Consider the following 13,352-nt stretch of genomic DNA (forward strand, 5'->3'; position numbering starts at 1 on the left):
GCTGTTGTCAGAGGCTCGTGGTGCCATGGACCGCATGACTCAGAGGCTGGTGTTGCGGGTGGTGGGGCGGGAGTTGCCTGGGGCGGAGTGCGGGGGGTTCCGGGACGTGCACGTGGCCGTGCAGCGGGGCAGGGAGCCCGAGGGCCCGGTCCGTGGGGACGCGCCCGAGGCGGTGTGGGAGTTCGGGGTGACGATGGCCCCGGCACCCGACGGCACGCCCGACTTCAAGGGCCCGTACGTGCAGGGAGCGCGGGGCGCGAGGTTCTTCTACCTGACATGGGGCGAGCTGCCGCCCGGTGGCGGCTTCGCGATGTTCCGCCGCGCCAAGCTGTTCTTCGCGGACCTCCCCGACGAGGTGCTCGCGGCCGGGGCAGGCACCGCCGAGCTGAGGCTCACGGACGGGGCGGGGATGCCGCTGTGCGCGGCGGTGCGCCCACCGCACGTGGAGTGGCGAACGGGCTGACCCGCGCCGCCATGGGCCCGGGGCCGCCATGGGGCCGGAGCTGGTCCGGGCCCCGGCCGCGGTGGGGCCGGGCCGCCATGAGCCCAGGCCTGCTTCGGGTCCGGGCCGCGATAGGTCCAGGGCTGCTCGGGGTCCGGGTCGCGATAGGTCCGGGGCCGCTTCGGTGTGGAGCCTCGACGGGGCCAGGGCTGCTCCGGGTCCGCACCGCAATGGGTCCGGGACAGGTCTGGATCCGGACCGCGACGGGCCCGGGGCCGCTCCGGGGCCAAGTCGCGCTGAGCCCGGGGCCGCGATGGTCCGGGGCCATGGTGGGTCCCGGCTGCAACGGGCCCGGGGCCGCTCTGGGGCCAGGTCGCGCTGAGCCCGGGGCTGCGATGGTCCGGGGCCATGGTGGGTCCCGGCTGCCACGGGCCCGAGACCCCTCCGGGGCGGAGCATCGACGGGGCCAGGTCGCAATGAGCCCGCGCCGCAACGAGCCCGGGGTCGCCATGGTTCCGGGGCCGTGAGGGGGCCGGGCTGCAACGGGCCCGAGGCCGCTCAGGGTCCGGGGACGTGAGGGGTCCGGTCCCCTGGGCCGGACCACTGCTGCCGCCGGAGGGCTACGGCTTCGCGCCCCGCGCCTTCAGGAGGTCCGCCATCAGCTTGACCTCGGACTCCTGGGACTCCACCATCCCCTGCGCGAGCCGCCGCTCGACCGGCACCGCGCAGCGCTCCACGCACCCCTGCGCCATGTGGATGCCGCCCTTGTGGTGGGCGGTCATCAGCCGCAGGTAGTAGATCTCGGCCTTGCGGCCGTTGAGTTCGCCGAGCCGCTTCATCTGCGCGTTCGTCGCCATGCCGGGCATCAGCGCGCCGTCGTCGCCCGCCGGGGCGTCGCCCATGCCCATCCACTTCATGGGCGCGTCCTCGGACACCTTGGGCAGCTCCCACAGGTCGAGCCAGCCGAGCATCATGCCGCGCTGGTTGGCCTGGGTCTGCGCGATGTCGTACGCGAGCCTGCGGATCTCCTCGTTCTCGGTGCGGTCGCGGACGACGTACGACATCTCCACGGCCTGCTGGTGGTGCACGGACATGTCGCGGGCGAACCCCGCGTCGGCGGAGGTGGCCGAGGGCGCGCCGTCGACGCCGGAGCCGGAGCCCGAACCGGAGGAGTCGTCGGTGGCGGCCACGGCGGCCGTGATGCCGCCCGCCGCGAGCACCGCGCCCGCGATGGCGCCGATCAGCCAGTCGGTGCGCTTCATCACTGCCCCATCCCCGTCCTCACGGACGTGTCACTGCCCCTTGCCGTTGGTGCAGGCGGCACCCGGCTCGGGGGTCTGCTTGCCCTGGACGAACGTGGAGAAGAACGAGCCGACCTTCGGGTCGTCCGCGCCCGTGATGGCCCGCTGGTGGCCCCAGGCCGTGAGCAGCAGCGGCTCCTTCTGCTTCTTGACCGGGCTCATCAGCGAGTACGGCGTCTTCTTCACCTTCGCTTCGAGCTTCTTCAGGTCGGCGGGCTTCGCCTGGTCGTTGTACGTCACCCAGACCGAGCCGTGTTCGAGGGAGTGGACGGCGTTCTCGTTCGGGATCTCGTTCTGGTAGACGTCGCCGTTGCAGTTCATCCACACCTGGTTGTGGTTGCCGCCCACCGGCGGCGTCACCGGGTACGTCACCTTGCCCGCGACGTGGGTGCGGCCCAGCTTCTTGGCGTCCCAGACCTTCTCGCCGTCCTTGGTCCTGGTGAACTTCGCCACGGCCGCCGCGTCGCCCGCCTTGCCCGAGTCATCGTCGTCGTCGGCTTGCGAGACGAGGAAGTAGCCGCCGATGCCGAGGGCCGCGACGATGACCGCGCTCAGGGTGATGGTGAGTGCGCGGGTGCGGCGCTCGCGGGCGGCTTCGGCGCGCCGCATCTCCGCTATTCGGGCCTTGCGTTCGGCGCTGCTCGTCTTCTTGGCGGAACCCATGGTGTGTCCTTCTGCGGAAAGGGACGGATCGGATGGGTCGAACAGGGGGCGTTGCGAGTGCGTTGATCGTAGCCCGCGTGCCGCCGAGCGGAAGGGCCGCGCTTCCAATCTCCCAAATCCAGCACGGGCGGCGCCCCTTGACCGTCGCCATCCGGCCGACCGCGCGCGGGGGCGGGGCCGGGCCGGTGCCACCCCCACGCGCGGTCGGCCGGTCCGGCACCGCACGGCAGCCGGGTCGGCCCCGCACGGCGGCCGCGCCGGACCCCGCCGCTCCCGGGCCCGCCGCCCGCCCGCCTCGAAAATTTGAACCCCTCATGCGCATTCCCTACGCTGCGCGACATGCGGCTCCTGCACTCCACCGACCTGGCCCTGCGCATGCTCATGCGCCTGGCCGTCGCGGACGCGCCGGGCCGCCGCCACGGGGACGCGCCCGCCCCCGCCCCCACCACCCGCCAGGTCGCCGAGGACATGGCCGTCCCCTACACGCACGCCGCGAAGGTCGCCGCGCGCCTGACGCACCTCGGCCTCGTCGAGGCCCGCCGCGGCAGGGGCGGCGGGCTCGTGCTCACCGAGGCGGGGCGCACCGCGTCCGTCGGGGCCCTGGTCCGCGAGTTCGAGGGCGACGGGGACGTCGTGGAGTGCGAGGGCGCGACGCCCTGCCCGCTGAACTCGGGATGCCGGCTGCGGGGCGCGCTGCGCCGTGCGCAGGAGGCGTTCTACGCCACCCTCGACCCGCTGACCGTCGCGGACATCGTGGCCTCGCCGACGGGACCGCTGCTGCTCGGGCTCGCGAGCCACAGGTCGGGGCCGAAGACCTCGTAGTGGACGGCGGCGGGCGCGACCCCCTTGGCGAGGAGCTGGGAGCGTACGGCCTTCATGAAGGGCAGCGGCCCGCACAGGTACGCGTGCGTGCCGCGCGGCACCGGCAGCGCGGCCAGGTCCACGCGGCCCGTGCGGTCGGCGGGGTGGCCCGGCTCCGGGCGCTCGTACCAGAAGTGGGCCGTGGCGCCCGGCAGCGCGTCCGCGTACGCGCGGTGGGCGGCGCGCAGCGCGTGGTCGGCGGGGGAGCGGTCGGCGTGCACGACGGTGACCGGGCCCCGGTGCCCGGCGGCCGCGAGCTGGTCGAGCATCGCGACCACGGGGGTGACGCCGATGCCCGCGGAGGCGAGCAGGAGCGGCGCGGGCGTCCGGCCGTCCGGGCCGCGCAGGACGCCGTCGTCGAGGACGAGGTCGCCGTAGGGGGCGGAGATCCGCAGCCGGTCGCCGACGCGCACGCGCGCGTGGAGGTGGGCGGAGACCTCGCCGTCGGGCCCGGCGCCGCCCCGGACCCGCTTCACGCTGATCTGCCGGACGTCCGCGCCCGGCAGCCCTGACAGGCTGTACTGGCGTATCTGCCGGGCCCCGTCCGCGAGCTCGACCTGCACGGACACGTACTGGCCCGCGCGGAAGGCGGGCGGGGGCGTGCCGTCGGCCGGGCGCAGCCGGAAGGTGGCGACGTCCGCCGTCTCCTCGATCCGCTCCACCACTTCCCACGCGCGCAGCGCGTCCGCGCCCGCCGTACTGCCCCGCTCGGCGTAAAGGCGGGCCTCGATCGCGATGAGGGCGTTCGCCATCAGCCAGTACACCTCGTCCCAGGCTGCCGCCACCCGGGGCGTGACGGCGTCGCCGAGGACCTCGGCGATGGCGGCGAAGAGGTGCCGGTGGACGGTCTCGTACTGGTCGGGCGCGACGCCGAGGGACGCGTGCTTGTGGGCGATGCGGGCGAGCATGACGTCGGGCCGCTCGTCCGGGCGGTCCACGAGGTGCGCGGCGAAGGCGGCGATGGACCCGGCGAGGGCCCGGCGCTGGGTGCCCGCGGCTTGGTTGCCGCGGTTGAAGAGGTCCCGGAGCAGCTCCGGGTGGGCGGCGAAGAGCCGGTCGTAGAAGCGGGCGGTGATGTCCTCCATGGCGGCCCGGACGGCGGGCAGCGTGGCGCGGACGGCGGCGGCGGACTGGTCGGACAGCAAGGTGCCTCCTCTCGCGGGACGGACGTCCCGGCTCGCGCGGCGCGGCGCCCCGTCCCCCGCGGAGCCGGGGCACGGCTCCGCACGGGACCGGAGCCCGGCCCGCGTAAAACTTGCATCTGAGATACCACTTTAAGCGGATGGTCCGACGCGGCTGTCACCGCCTCCGGAGAACCGTGCAGTATGGGCGATGAGCGGCCGCAACGCGCGTGAAACCGTGTGGTGGGATGCTCATGTGCCGGGGCGACGTCCCATGGCTTGGGAGCAGCCGGTTCCGACCAGCAAGGATGGGTGGAAGTCGAGATGGACAAGCAGCAGGAGTTCGTGCTCCGCACTCTGGAGGAGCGCGACATCCGGTTCGTGCGCCTGTGGTTCACGGACGTACTCGGCTTCCTGAAGTCGGTCGCGGTCGCCCCCGCCGAGCTGGAGCAGGCCTTCGACGAGGGCATCGGCTTCGACGGCTCGGCGATCGAGGGCTTCGCCCGCGTCTACGAGTCCGACATGATCGCCAAGCCGGACCCGTCCACCTTCCAGGTGCTGCCCTGGCGCGCGGAGGCGCCCGGCACGGCCCGGATGTTCTGCGACATCCTGATGCCGGACGGCTCCCCGTCCTTCGCCGACCCGCGCTACGTCCTCAAGCGCGCCCTCGCCAAGACCTCCGACCTCGGCTTCACCTTCTACACGCATCCCGAGATCGAGTTCTTCCTCCTGAAGGACCGCCCCCTGGACGGCTCGCGGCCCACCCCCGCCGACACCAGCGGCTACTTCGACCACACCCCGCAGAACGTGGGCATGGACTTCCGCCGCCAGGCCATCACGATGCTCGAATCCATGGGCATCTCGGTCGAGTTCAGCCACCACGAGGGCGGGCCCGGGCAGCAGGAGATCGACCTGCGCTACGCGGACGCGCTCTCCACGGCGGACAACATCATGACGTTCCGCCTGGTCATGAAGCAGGTGGCCCTGGAGCAGGGCGTCCAGGCGACGTTCATGCCGAAGCCGTTCTCCGAGCACCCCGGCTCCGGCATGCACACGCACCTGTCCCTCTTCGAGGGCGACCGCAACGCGTTCTACGAGTCCGGCGCCGAGTACCAGCTCTCCAAGGTCGGCCGCTCCTTCATCGCGGGCCTCCTGAAGCACGCCGCCGAGATCTCCGCGGTCACCAACCAGTGGGTCAACTCCTACAAGCGCATCTGGGGCGGCTCCGAGCGCACCGCGGGCGCGGGCGGCGAGGCCCCCTCGTACATCTGCTGGGGCCACAACAACCGCTCGGCCCTCATCCGCGTGCCCATGTACAAGCCCGGCAAGACCGGCTCCGCCCGCGTCGAGGTCCGCTCCCTCGACTCCGGCGCCAACCCCTACCTCGCCTACGCGGTCCTCCTCGCCGCGGGCCTCAAGGGCATCGAGGAGGGCTACGAACTCCCGCCGGGCGCCGACGACGACGTCTGGGCCCTCCGCGACGCCGAACGCCGCGCCCTCGGCATCGAACCCCTCCCGCAGAACCTCGGCGAGGCCATCCACCTCATGGAACGCTCCGAACTGGTCGCGGAGACCCTCGGCGAGCACGTCTACGATTTCTTCCTGCGCAACAAGAAGCAGGAGTGGGAGGAGTACCGCTCCGAGGTCACCGCGTTCGAGCTGCGCAAGAACCTGCCGGTCCTGTAAGCGCGGCTCGGCCCCCTTTCGGACGGCCCTGCGGTGAGGGACCGCACTCGACGACCGCGGCCCCTCACCGCCGTCCGCCTACCTCCGGGCCGCCTGCGGGCCGTCGAACACCGAACGGGTCCGCCGCGCGGGGACCACTGGCAGCGACCAGACCCGCGCCGCAGCCCCCCGGGACCACCCGCGCGTGCAGGGATCACCCGCTCGTCGCACCATTCCCGGTCAACGAGTCGGGACCATCCCCGCACGCGCGGGGACCACTCCCACAGGGCGTCGTGGTTGGTGCCGGGCTGGGGACCATCCCCGCACGCGCGGGGACCGCCGGAGCGCTGTCATCCACGCGATGGACGACATGGGACCACCCCCGCACGCGCGGGGACCACGCTCCCGCCTGCGCCAGCCCGGTCCGCGACCAGGGACCACCCCCGCACGCGCGGGGACCACCCTGCGTCATCCCGTACCGGAATCCCTTTGCCGGGACCACCCCCGCACGCGCGGGGACCACTCAGCGGCGGAAGCGGAACCCTTGTCGTCGCGGGGACCACCCCCGCACGCGCGGGGACCACACGAGCTGACCAGGCACGTTAGCGGGGCAGAGCTCCGGTTTCATTCGCTTCCAAAAGAACGGACATTTCGCCCCAGGGTCGAGTTGAAGCGGTGCTTCGGATTCTAGGGGCCCTCCGCGGCGCGTGGCTCCGGGTTCGGTTGTGCGCTGTGCAGTGCGTGAGGAGTGGGTGAATGTCCCGGGCGTGGTGGCCGAGGCGCAGGGCAGGGGCGCTCTGGACTGTCGATCTATGCGGCCTCCGGAGTCGTGTGCGCAACAAGGAGCAGGCAGGAGTGGGAGGAGTACCGCTCCGAGGTCACGGTCTTCGAGCTGCGGAAGGGCCTGCCTGGGCTGTAGGGGTGCGAACCTTCCGGGTTCCTGGGGGGCTTGGGGGGCGAGAGGTCCCGGGCGGGGGTGCGGGACTTTGGGCGAAGGCCTGCTCGAAAACGCGTTCGTTCCGGGTGGGATATGGGTAGATCGTCCGGCATGGATCTCCTCGCGCTCGAACTCGGTCCCCTTCGGCCGCGCGCCGTCGATCTGTTCCTCGGTGGCGTGCTGTTCACCGTCGTCTTCTGGGTCTTCGCCGGGGTGCTGCTGCCCCGTCTCACGCGGGCGCTGGCCGAGCGCGAGCGGCTGACGGAGGGGCGGGCCCGTGCGGCCGAGGCGGCTCTCGCCGAGGCGGCCAGGGCGGGTGAGGCGCGCGCGGGCATCCTGGCCGACGCGCGGCACGAGGCCGCCCTGACCCGGCAGCGCGCCCTGGAGGAGGGCACCGAGGCGATACGGGCCGCCCGGGAGGCCGGGCTGCGGGAGCGGGACCAGGCCGTGGCCGCCGGTACCGCCCGCGTCGCCGCGGAGCGTGCCGCCGCGCGGGGTGAACTGGAGCGGGACGCAAGGCGCTTGGCTGCCCGTCTCGCCGAGCGCATCGTCGGCGAGCCCTTGGGTGCCGCGACCGACCGCTGAGCCGCGCGGCGGTCGCCGCCTTCCGGACTCCCCGTACGGGTAAATGAGTTGCCCGCGCGGCGTGGTGCGCGGTTAGCGTCGCGGGCATGGACGAAGAGGAACTGCTGAAGCGCTCCGGCGGTCCCGTGACCCGGGGGCGGCTCGTGCGGGACCTGCGGGCACTGGGCCTCGCCGCGGGCGACGTCGTCATGTTCCACACCCGGATGTCCGCCATCGGATACGTGGCGGGCGGCCCGCAGACGCTCATCGGGGCGCTCGGCGATGTCGTGGGGGAGCGCGGCACGCTGATGGTGACGTGTGGGTGGAACGACGCGCCGCCGTACGAGTTCAGCACGGAGTGGCCGCAGGAGTGGCAGGACGCCCTGCGCGCGGAGCACCCCGCGTACGACCCGGAGTTGAGCGAGGCCGACCACAACAACGGGCGGCTGCCCGAAGCGCTGCGCCGCTGGCCCGGCGCCGTGCGCAGCCGCCACCCCGACGCCAGCTTCGCCGCGCTCGGCGCCGACGCGCGGGCGCTGATGGACGACCACCCGTGGGACGACCCGCACGGCCCGGACAGCCCCCTCGCCCGGCTCGTGGCGAAGGGCGGCCGGGTGTTGCTCCTCGGCGCGCCGCTCGACTCGCTCACGCTGCTGCACCACGCCGAGGCCCTCGCCGACGCCCCCGGCAAGCGCTTCGTGGACTACGAACAGCCCGTCCTGGAGGGCGGCCGGCGCGTCTGGCGGCGCTTCCACGACATCGACTCCGCCGACGGCGCCTTCGACTACTCCGCGGTCGTGCCGGACGGCGTCTGGCCGTTCGAGGTCATCGCCCGTGACCTGCTCGCCACCGGCAAGGGCGCGCGCGGGCTCGTCGGCGCCGCCGAGAGCCACCTCCTGGAGGCCCGGGACGTCGTGGAGTTCGGCGTGGCCTGGATGGAGGAGAAGCTCAGATGACCTCCCGCAGCGGCCGTGCCGCCCGGACCTTGTACTCCTGGATGCACCAGCCGTTGCCGTCGGGATCGGTGAAGTACATGAAGGAGGCGCCGTCCGCCTCCGCGTAGGAGACGGTCTCGGACAGTTCGAGGCCGCGGGCGGTCAGCTCCTCGCGGGCCTGCTTCAGATCGGCGACCACGAGCTGGAGGCCCTGGTACGAGCCGGGTTCGGGCGTCGGGCCCGGCGTCGACTCCCAGACGGTGTCTCCGAGGATCACCGAGCAGCCGGAGCCGGTCGGCGTCAGCTGCACGAGCCGTATGCCGGGCGCGACCTCCCCGTCGATGTCGACGTGGAAGCCGCACTTGTCCGCGTAGAAGTCCCTGGCCCGGTCGATGTCGGTGACGGGCAGGGGGATCACTTCGAGTGTGTAGTCCATCGACTCTCCTCGTGGCCGGGCGCCCGCGGGGCCGGGACGCCCTCGTGGTCGGTCGTTCGGCGTTCGGCGTTCAGCGTTCAGCGTTGCGCGAGCGGGGCCGGGGCCTCCTGCACCGTCCAGCCGTTGCCGTCCGGGTCCTTGAAGAAGCAGAAGGAGCTCCACTCCGCGTCGCCCCTGCCGTCCTCCCAGCCCCGCGCGCCCAGCGTCCGCACCGGCGTGACGTCCACGCCGCGGTCCGCGAGCTCCGCGCGGGCCGCCTCGATGTCGGTCACGCAGAGCTGGAGGCCCTGGAGCGAGCCGGGGGCCATCGCGTCCTGGCCGGGGGCCAGGGGCAGACCGGAGACCATGGCGAACGAACAGCGCGAGCCGGGCGGCGTGATCTGGATGACGCGCACGCCCGGCGCGACCTCGCTGTCCAGGTCCGCCCCGAAGCCGCACTTGTTCTCGTAGAAGTCCTTGGCCCGGTCGAGGTCCGCGACGGGCAGCGTCACGACTTCGAGCGTCCATTCCATGGCTCGATCCCTTCCTTCGGGGCGTACGCCGCGACCGGGGCGCACACCGGCCCGCCCATGGTACGGATATTTGTTCGATTGAGGAGGGTCTTCGGCGACCCCGGCGACCCCGGCGACCCCGGCGACCCCGGCGACCCCGGCGGCCCTGGCGTGCCCGCCGCCCCCGAGCGCCCGCCGCCCCCGGCACGCCACCGCCCCGGCCCGCCCGCCCTCACCCGAACCGCCACCGCGTCTGGCTGAACGGCTCCCCCTTGCCGAAGCCGAACACCGTGCGCGGCGCCACCGCGAAGACATACGCGTTCCCGGCGCCGTGGTGGAAGCAGCCGTCCCGCACCTCGTAGTGCCAGAAGCTGCCGTACTTGTCCTCCCAGGCGGCGGCGAGGGCCAGCAGCCGCCGCTCGTCCGTGACCCGCGTCGCCGTGCCCTCGACGACCACGTCGTAGCCCTGGTCCCACTGTCCGGTGCCGGTGGTCAGGACCGTCTCGGGGTTGCGCGCCAGATTGCGCGCCTTGCGCTCCTCGGGGCCCGTCGCGAAGTGCAGCGCCCCGTCCTGCCACACCGCGGGCAGCGGCGTGACGTGCGGGCGGCCCTCGGGGCGCACCGTCGAGATCCAGAACTGCTCGGCCGACCGCAGCAGCTCAAGGGCGTACGCCCAGGGGACGGCGACGGCGTCGTCGCTGCTGTAGCGCGGATCGAGCTCGGTCACCGGTTCCTGGCTCGTCATGACGGCCCTCCTGTCGCTTCCATGCTTGCGTCCCGGGGCAGACCTCGCACGCGCGGGAAACTCATCGGACCGCGCCCGGTCACCGCTCGGTAGGCTCTGGCCAGGACAGGCGAGCGAAAGGCGTGCAGATGACGCTGCCGCAAGGGCGCAGGAGCAGCACGTTCACGCGGCTGCTGCGGCACGGATTCACCGACCCGTCGGCCGCCGAGCGGCTGCTCGCCGCGCCCGGCCTCGACGCCGTCCGCGCCGACCCGGTGCTCCTGGACGCGCTCGGCGCCACCGCCGACCCCGACGTGGCGCTGCTCGGCCTCGTCCGCCTCGTGGAGGCCCAGCCCGAGGAGTCCGCCGGGACCGACCGGCGTGAGCTCCTCGACACCCTCGTCAGCTCCAAGCCGCTGCGCGACCGGCTGCTCGGCGTCCTCGGCGCCTCCGAGGCGCTCGCCGACCACCTGGCCCGGCACCCGCGCGACTGGCGCGCCCTGGTCACGTACGAGGCCGCCGATCTGCACCCGGGCGTCGAGGAGTTCGAGCGCTGCCTCGCCGGGGCCACCGACCCGGTCTCGCTGCGCGTCGCCTACCGCCGCTGCCTGCTCTCCATCGCCGCCCGCGACGTGTGCGGCACCACCGACGTCGCCCAGACCGCCGCCGAGCTCGCCGACCTCGCCACCGCCACGCTGCGCGCCGCGCTCGCCATGGCCCGCGCCGCCGCGCCCGCCGACGCCGCCCAGTGCCGCCTCGCGGTCATCGCCATGGGCAAGTGCGGCGGCCACGAGCTGAACTACGTCTCCGACGTCGACGTCATCTTCGTCGGCGAGGCCGCCGACGGCGTCGACGAGGGCAAGGCCCTGCGGGCCGCGACCCGGCTCGCCTCGCACCTGATGCGGATCTGCTCGGACACCACGGTCGAGGGCACCATCTGGCCCGTCGACGCCAATCTGCGCCCCGAGGGCCGCAACGGCCCGCTGGTGCGCACCCTGTCCTCGCACCTCGCCTACTACCAGCGCTGGGCCAAGACCTGGGAGTTCCAGGCGCTGCTCAAGGCCCGGCCCGTCGCCGGTGACGCCGAGCTCGGCGAGGAGTACGCCGCCGCCGTCGCGCCCCTGGTCTGGCAGGCCGCCGAGCGCGAGAACTTCGTCGCCGACGTGCAGAAGATGCGCCGCCGCGTGATCGCCAACATCCCGGCGGGCGAGGTCGACCGCGAGCTGAAGCTCGGCCCCGGCGGCCTGCGCGACGTCGAATTCGCCGTACAGCTCCTGCAGTTGGTGCACGGCCGCGCGGACGCGTCGCTGCGCAGCGGTACGACGCTCGACGCCCTGGCCGCGCTCGCCGCCGGGGGCTACGTCGGCCGCGTCGACGCCACCCAGCTCGACGACGCCTACCGCTTCCTGCGCTCCCTGGAGCACCGCATCCAGCTGTACCGGCTTCGCCGCACCCACCTCGTGCCCGAGGACGACGCCGACCTGCGCCGCATCGGCCGCTCCCTCGGCATGCGCACCGAGCCCCTCACCGACCTCGGCCGCGCCTGGAAGCGGCACACCACCGTCGTCCGCCGCCTGCACGAGAAGCTCTTCTACCGCCCGCTGCTCGACGCCGTCGCCCAGCTCGCCCCCGGCGAGACCCGGCTGAGCACCGAGGCGGCCCGCGAGCGGCTCGTCGCCCTCGGGTACGCCGACCCGGCCGCCGCCCTGCGCCACCTGGAGGCCCTCGCCTCCGGCGTCACCCGCAAGGCCGCCATCCAGCGCACGCTCCTGCCGGTCCTGCTCGGCTGGTTCGCGGACTCCGCCGACCCCGACGCGGGCCTGCTCGGCTTCCGCAAGGTCTCCGACGCGCTCGGCAAGACCCCCTGGTACCTGCGTCTGCTGCGCGACGAGGGCGCGGCGGCGGAGAACCTCGCCCGGGTCCTCTCCGCCGGGCGCCTCGCCCCCGACCTGCTGCTGCGCGCCCCCGAGGCGGTCGCCCTGCTCGGCGACGAACGCGGCCTGGAGCCGCGCGGCCGCGCCGCCCTCGAACAGGAGGTGCTGGCCGCCGTAAGCCGCGCCGACGGGCCCGAGCAGGCGGTGGCCGCCGCCCGCGGGGTGCGGCGGCGCGAGCTGTTCCGCACCACCGCGGCCGACCTCATCGCCTCGTACGGCAGCGCGGGCACCGACGCGGGCGCGCTGGTGGACCGCGTGGGCACCGCCGTGTCCGACCTGACCGCCGCCACCATCGCGGGCGCCCTGCGCGCCGTGGTCCGCGACGGCTGGGGCGACGAGCTGCCCACCCGCTTCGCCGTCATCGGCGTGGGCCGCTTCGGCGGGCGCGAGCTCGGCTACGGCTCCGACGCCGACGTCCTCTTCGTGCACGAGCCCCGCGAGGGCGTCGACGACCAGGAGGCGGCCAAGGCCGCGAACAAGGTCGTCGCCGAGATGCGGCGCCTGCTCCAGCTGCCCTCCGCCGACCCGCCGCTGCTCATCGACGCCGACCTGCGCCCCGAGGGCAAGAGCGGCCCGCTGGTCCGCACCCTGAAGTCGTACGCCGCCTACTACCGCCGCTGGTCCCTCGTCTGGGAGTCCCAGGCGCTGCTGCGCGCCGAGCCCGTCGCGGGCGACGCGGACCTCGGCAGGGCCTTCGTCGAGCTCGTCGACCCGCTGCGCTACCCCGCCGAGGGGCTCGGCGAGGAGGCGGTCCGCGAGATCCGCCGGCTGAAGGCCCGGATGGAGACCGAGCGCCTGCCGCGCGGCGCCGATCCCACGCTGCACACCAAGCTGGGCCGCGGCGGCCTCTCCGACGTCGAGTGGACCGTCCAGCTCCTCCAGCTCGGGCACGCCTGGGCCGAGCCGGGCCTGCGCACCACCCGCACCCGGGAGGCCCTCGCCGCGGCCTGCGCGGCCGGGCTCATCCCCGGCGAGGAGGCCGGGATCCTCGACGAGGCGTGGGTGCTCGCCACGCGGGTGCGGAACGCGGTGATGCTGGTGCGGGGGCGGGCGGGCGACACGTTCCCGTCCGACGGGCGGGAGCTGGCCGCGGTCGGGCGCTACCTGGGGTACGAGGCCGGACACGTCGGGGACATGCTGGACGACTACCGCCGCACCACCCGGCGGGCCCGGGCCGTGGTGGAAGCGCGCTTCTACGGGGCGTAGCCCTCGCGGGGCGCCCCGGGCCCGCCCCTTCCCGAACAAGGGGGCTCCGCCCCCTTGGACCCCCTTATCGGC

Annotated in this window: 12 protein-coding genes and 1 CRISPR repeat array; of the genes, 6 read left to right on the forward strand and 6 right to left on the reverse strand. The window is 73.9% G+C overall.

Annotation, left to right across the window (positions count from 1 at the left end; translation table 11 throughout):
* Positions 1-34 precede the first annotated feature (34 nt).
* Positions 35-463: a DUF5990 family protein gene (locus AC5WAM_RS29670; RefSeq protein ID WP_495519418.1), complete on the forward strand. Its 429-nt coding sequence runs from the start codon at positions 35-37 to the stop codon at positions 461-463.
* A 599-nt stretch (positions 464-1,062) separates the two neighbouring features.
* On the opposite strand, the gene AC5WAM_RS29675 is transcribed toward AC5WAM_RS29670, so the two are convergent.
* Both AC5WAM_RS29675 and AC5WAM_RS29680 read right to left on the reverse strand, forming a co-directional pair.
* Positions 1,063-1,704 carry a DUF305 domain-containing protein gene (locus AC5WAM_RS29675; protein WP_495519419.1) on the reverse strand — a complete coding sequence of 214 codons (642 nt, stop codon included), beginning with the start codon at positions 1,702-1,704 and terminating at the stop codon, positions 1,063-1,065.
* 30 nt (positions 1,705-1,734) lie between these two features.
* A complete protein-coding gene (locus tag AC5WAM_RS29680; RefSeq protein ID WP_366791436.1) occupies positions 1,735-2,406 on the reverse strand; it encodes a thioredoxin-like domain-containing protein in 672 nt (223 codons plus the stop codon).
* 339 nt (positions 2,407-2,745) lie between these two features.
* Here AC5WAM_RS29680 and AC5WAM_RS29685 point away from each other — a divergent pair, with 339 nt between their 5' ends.
* Positions 2,746-3,228, forward strand: a complete 483-nt coding sequence (locus AC5WAM_RS29685; protein WP_366791435.1) for an RrF2 family transcriptional regulator — start codon at positions 2,746-2,748, stop codon at positions 3,226-3,228.
* Here the strand turns inward: AC5WAM_RS29685 and AC5WAM_RS29690 are convergent.
* Positions 3,123-4,412, reverse strand: a complete 1,290-nt coding sequence (locus tag AC5WAM_RS29690) for a globin domain-containing protein (protein WP_495519420.1) — start codon at positions 4,410-4,412, stop codon at positions 3,123-3,125. The two genes, AC5WAM_RS29685 and AC5WAM_RS29690, sit on opposite strands and share 106 nt — an antisense overlap.
* Before the next feature lie 300 nt (positions 4,413-4,712).
* Here AC5WAM_RS29690 and glnA point away from each other — a divergent pair, with 300 nt between their 5' ends.
* The 3 genes from glnA to aac(3) all read left to right on the forward strand — a co-directional run bounded on the left by glnA (position 4,713) and on the right by aac(3) (position 8,510).
* Entirely contained in the window at positions 4,713-6,074 is a 1,362-nt protein-coding gene (glnA, locus tag AC5WAM_RS29695; protein ID WP_138966394.1) for a type I glutamate--ammonia ligase, read from the forward strand.
* Between the two features lie 229 nt (positions 6,075-6,303).
* Positions 6,304-6,637: a CRISPR direct-repeat array (repeat unit 29 nt; unit sequence GGGACCACCCCCGCACGCGCGGGGACCAC).
* Between the two features lie 464 nt (positions 6,638-7,101).
* On the forward strand, positions 7,102-7,575 hold the full coding sequence (locus tag AC5WAM_RS29700) for a F0F1 ATP synthase subunit B family protein (RefSeq protein ID WP_495519421.1): 474 nt from the start codon (positions 7,102-7,104) through the stop codon (positions 7,573-7,575).
* An 86-nt stretch (positions 7,576-7,661) separates the two neighbouring features.
* On the forward strand, positions 7,662-8,510 hold the full coding sequence (gene aac(3), locus AC5WAM_RS29705; protein ID WP_495519422.1) for an aminoglycoside 3-N-acetyltransferase: 849 nt from the start codon (positions 7,662-7,664) through the stop codon (positions 8,508-8,510).
* On the opposite strand, the gene AC5WAM_RS29710 is transcribed toward aac(3), so the two are convergent.
* The 3 genes from AC5WAM_RS29710 to AC5WAM_RS29720 all read right to left on the reverse strand — a co-directional run bounded on the left by AC5WAM_RS29710 (position 8,503) and on the right by AC5WAM_RS29720 (position 10,161).
* Positions 8,503-8,925, reverse strand: coding sequence for a VOC family protein (locus AC5WAM_RS29710; protein ID WP_495519423.1), 423 nt, complete (start codon positions 8,923-8,925; stop codon positions 8,503-8,505). The genes aac(3) and AC5WAM_RS29710 overlap by 8 nt on opposite strands.
* 77 nt (positions 8,926-9,002) lie before the next feature.
* Entirely contained in the window at positions 9,003-9,437 is a 435-nt protein-coding gene (locus AC5WAM_RS29715) for a VOC family protein (RefSeq protein WP_495519424.1), read from the reverse strand.
* A gap of 211 nt (positions 9,438-9,648) precedes the next feature.
* Positions 9,649-10,161 (reverse strand): pyridoxamine 5'-phosphate oxidase family protein, encoded by a 513-nt coding sequence (locus AC5WAM_RS29720; protein WP_495519425.1) that lies wholly within the window; start codon positions 10,159-10,161, stop codon positions 9,649-9,651.
* A gap of 128 nt (positions 10,162-10,289) precedes the next feature.
* Here AC5WAM_RS29720 and AC5WAM_RS29725 point away from each other — a divergent pair, with 128 nt between their 5' ends.
* Positions 10,290-13,280, forward strand: coding sequence for a bifunctional [glutamine synthetase] adenylyltransferase/[glutamine synthetase]-adenylyl-L-tyrosine phosphorylase (locus AC5WAM_RS29725; RefSeq protein ID WP_495519426.1), 2,991 nt, complete (start codon positions 10,290-10,292; stop codon positions 13,278-13,280).
* Positions 13,281-13,352: the final 72 nt, after the last annotated feature.

It is taken from the genome of Streptomyces sp. JLYT201, assembly GCF_059448825.1.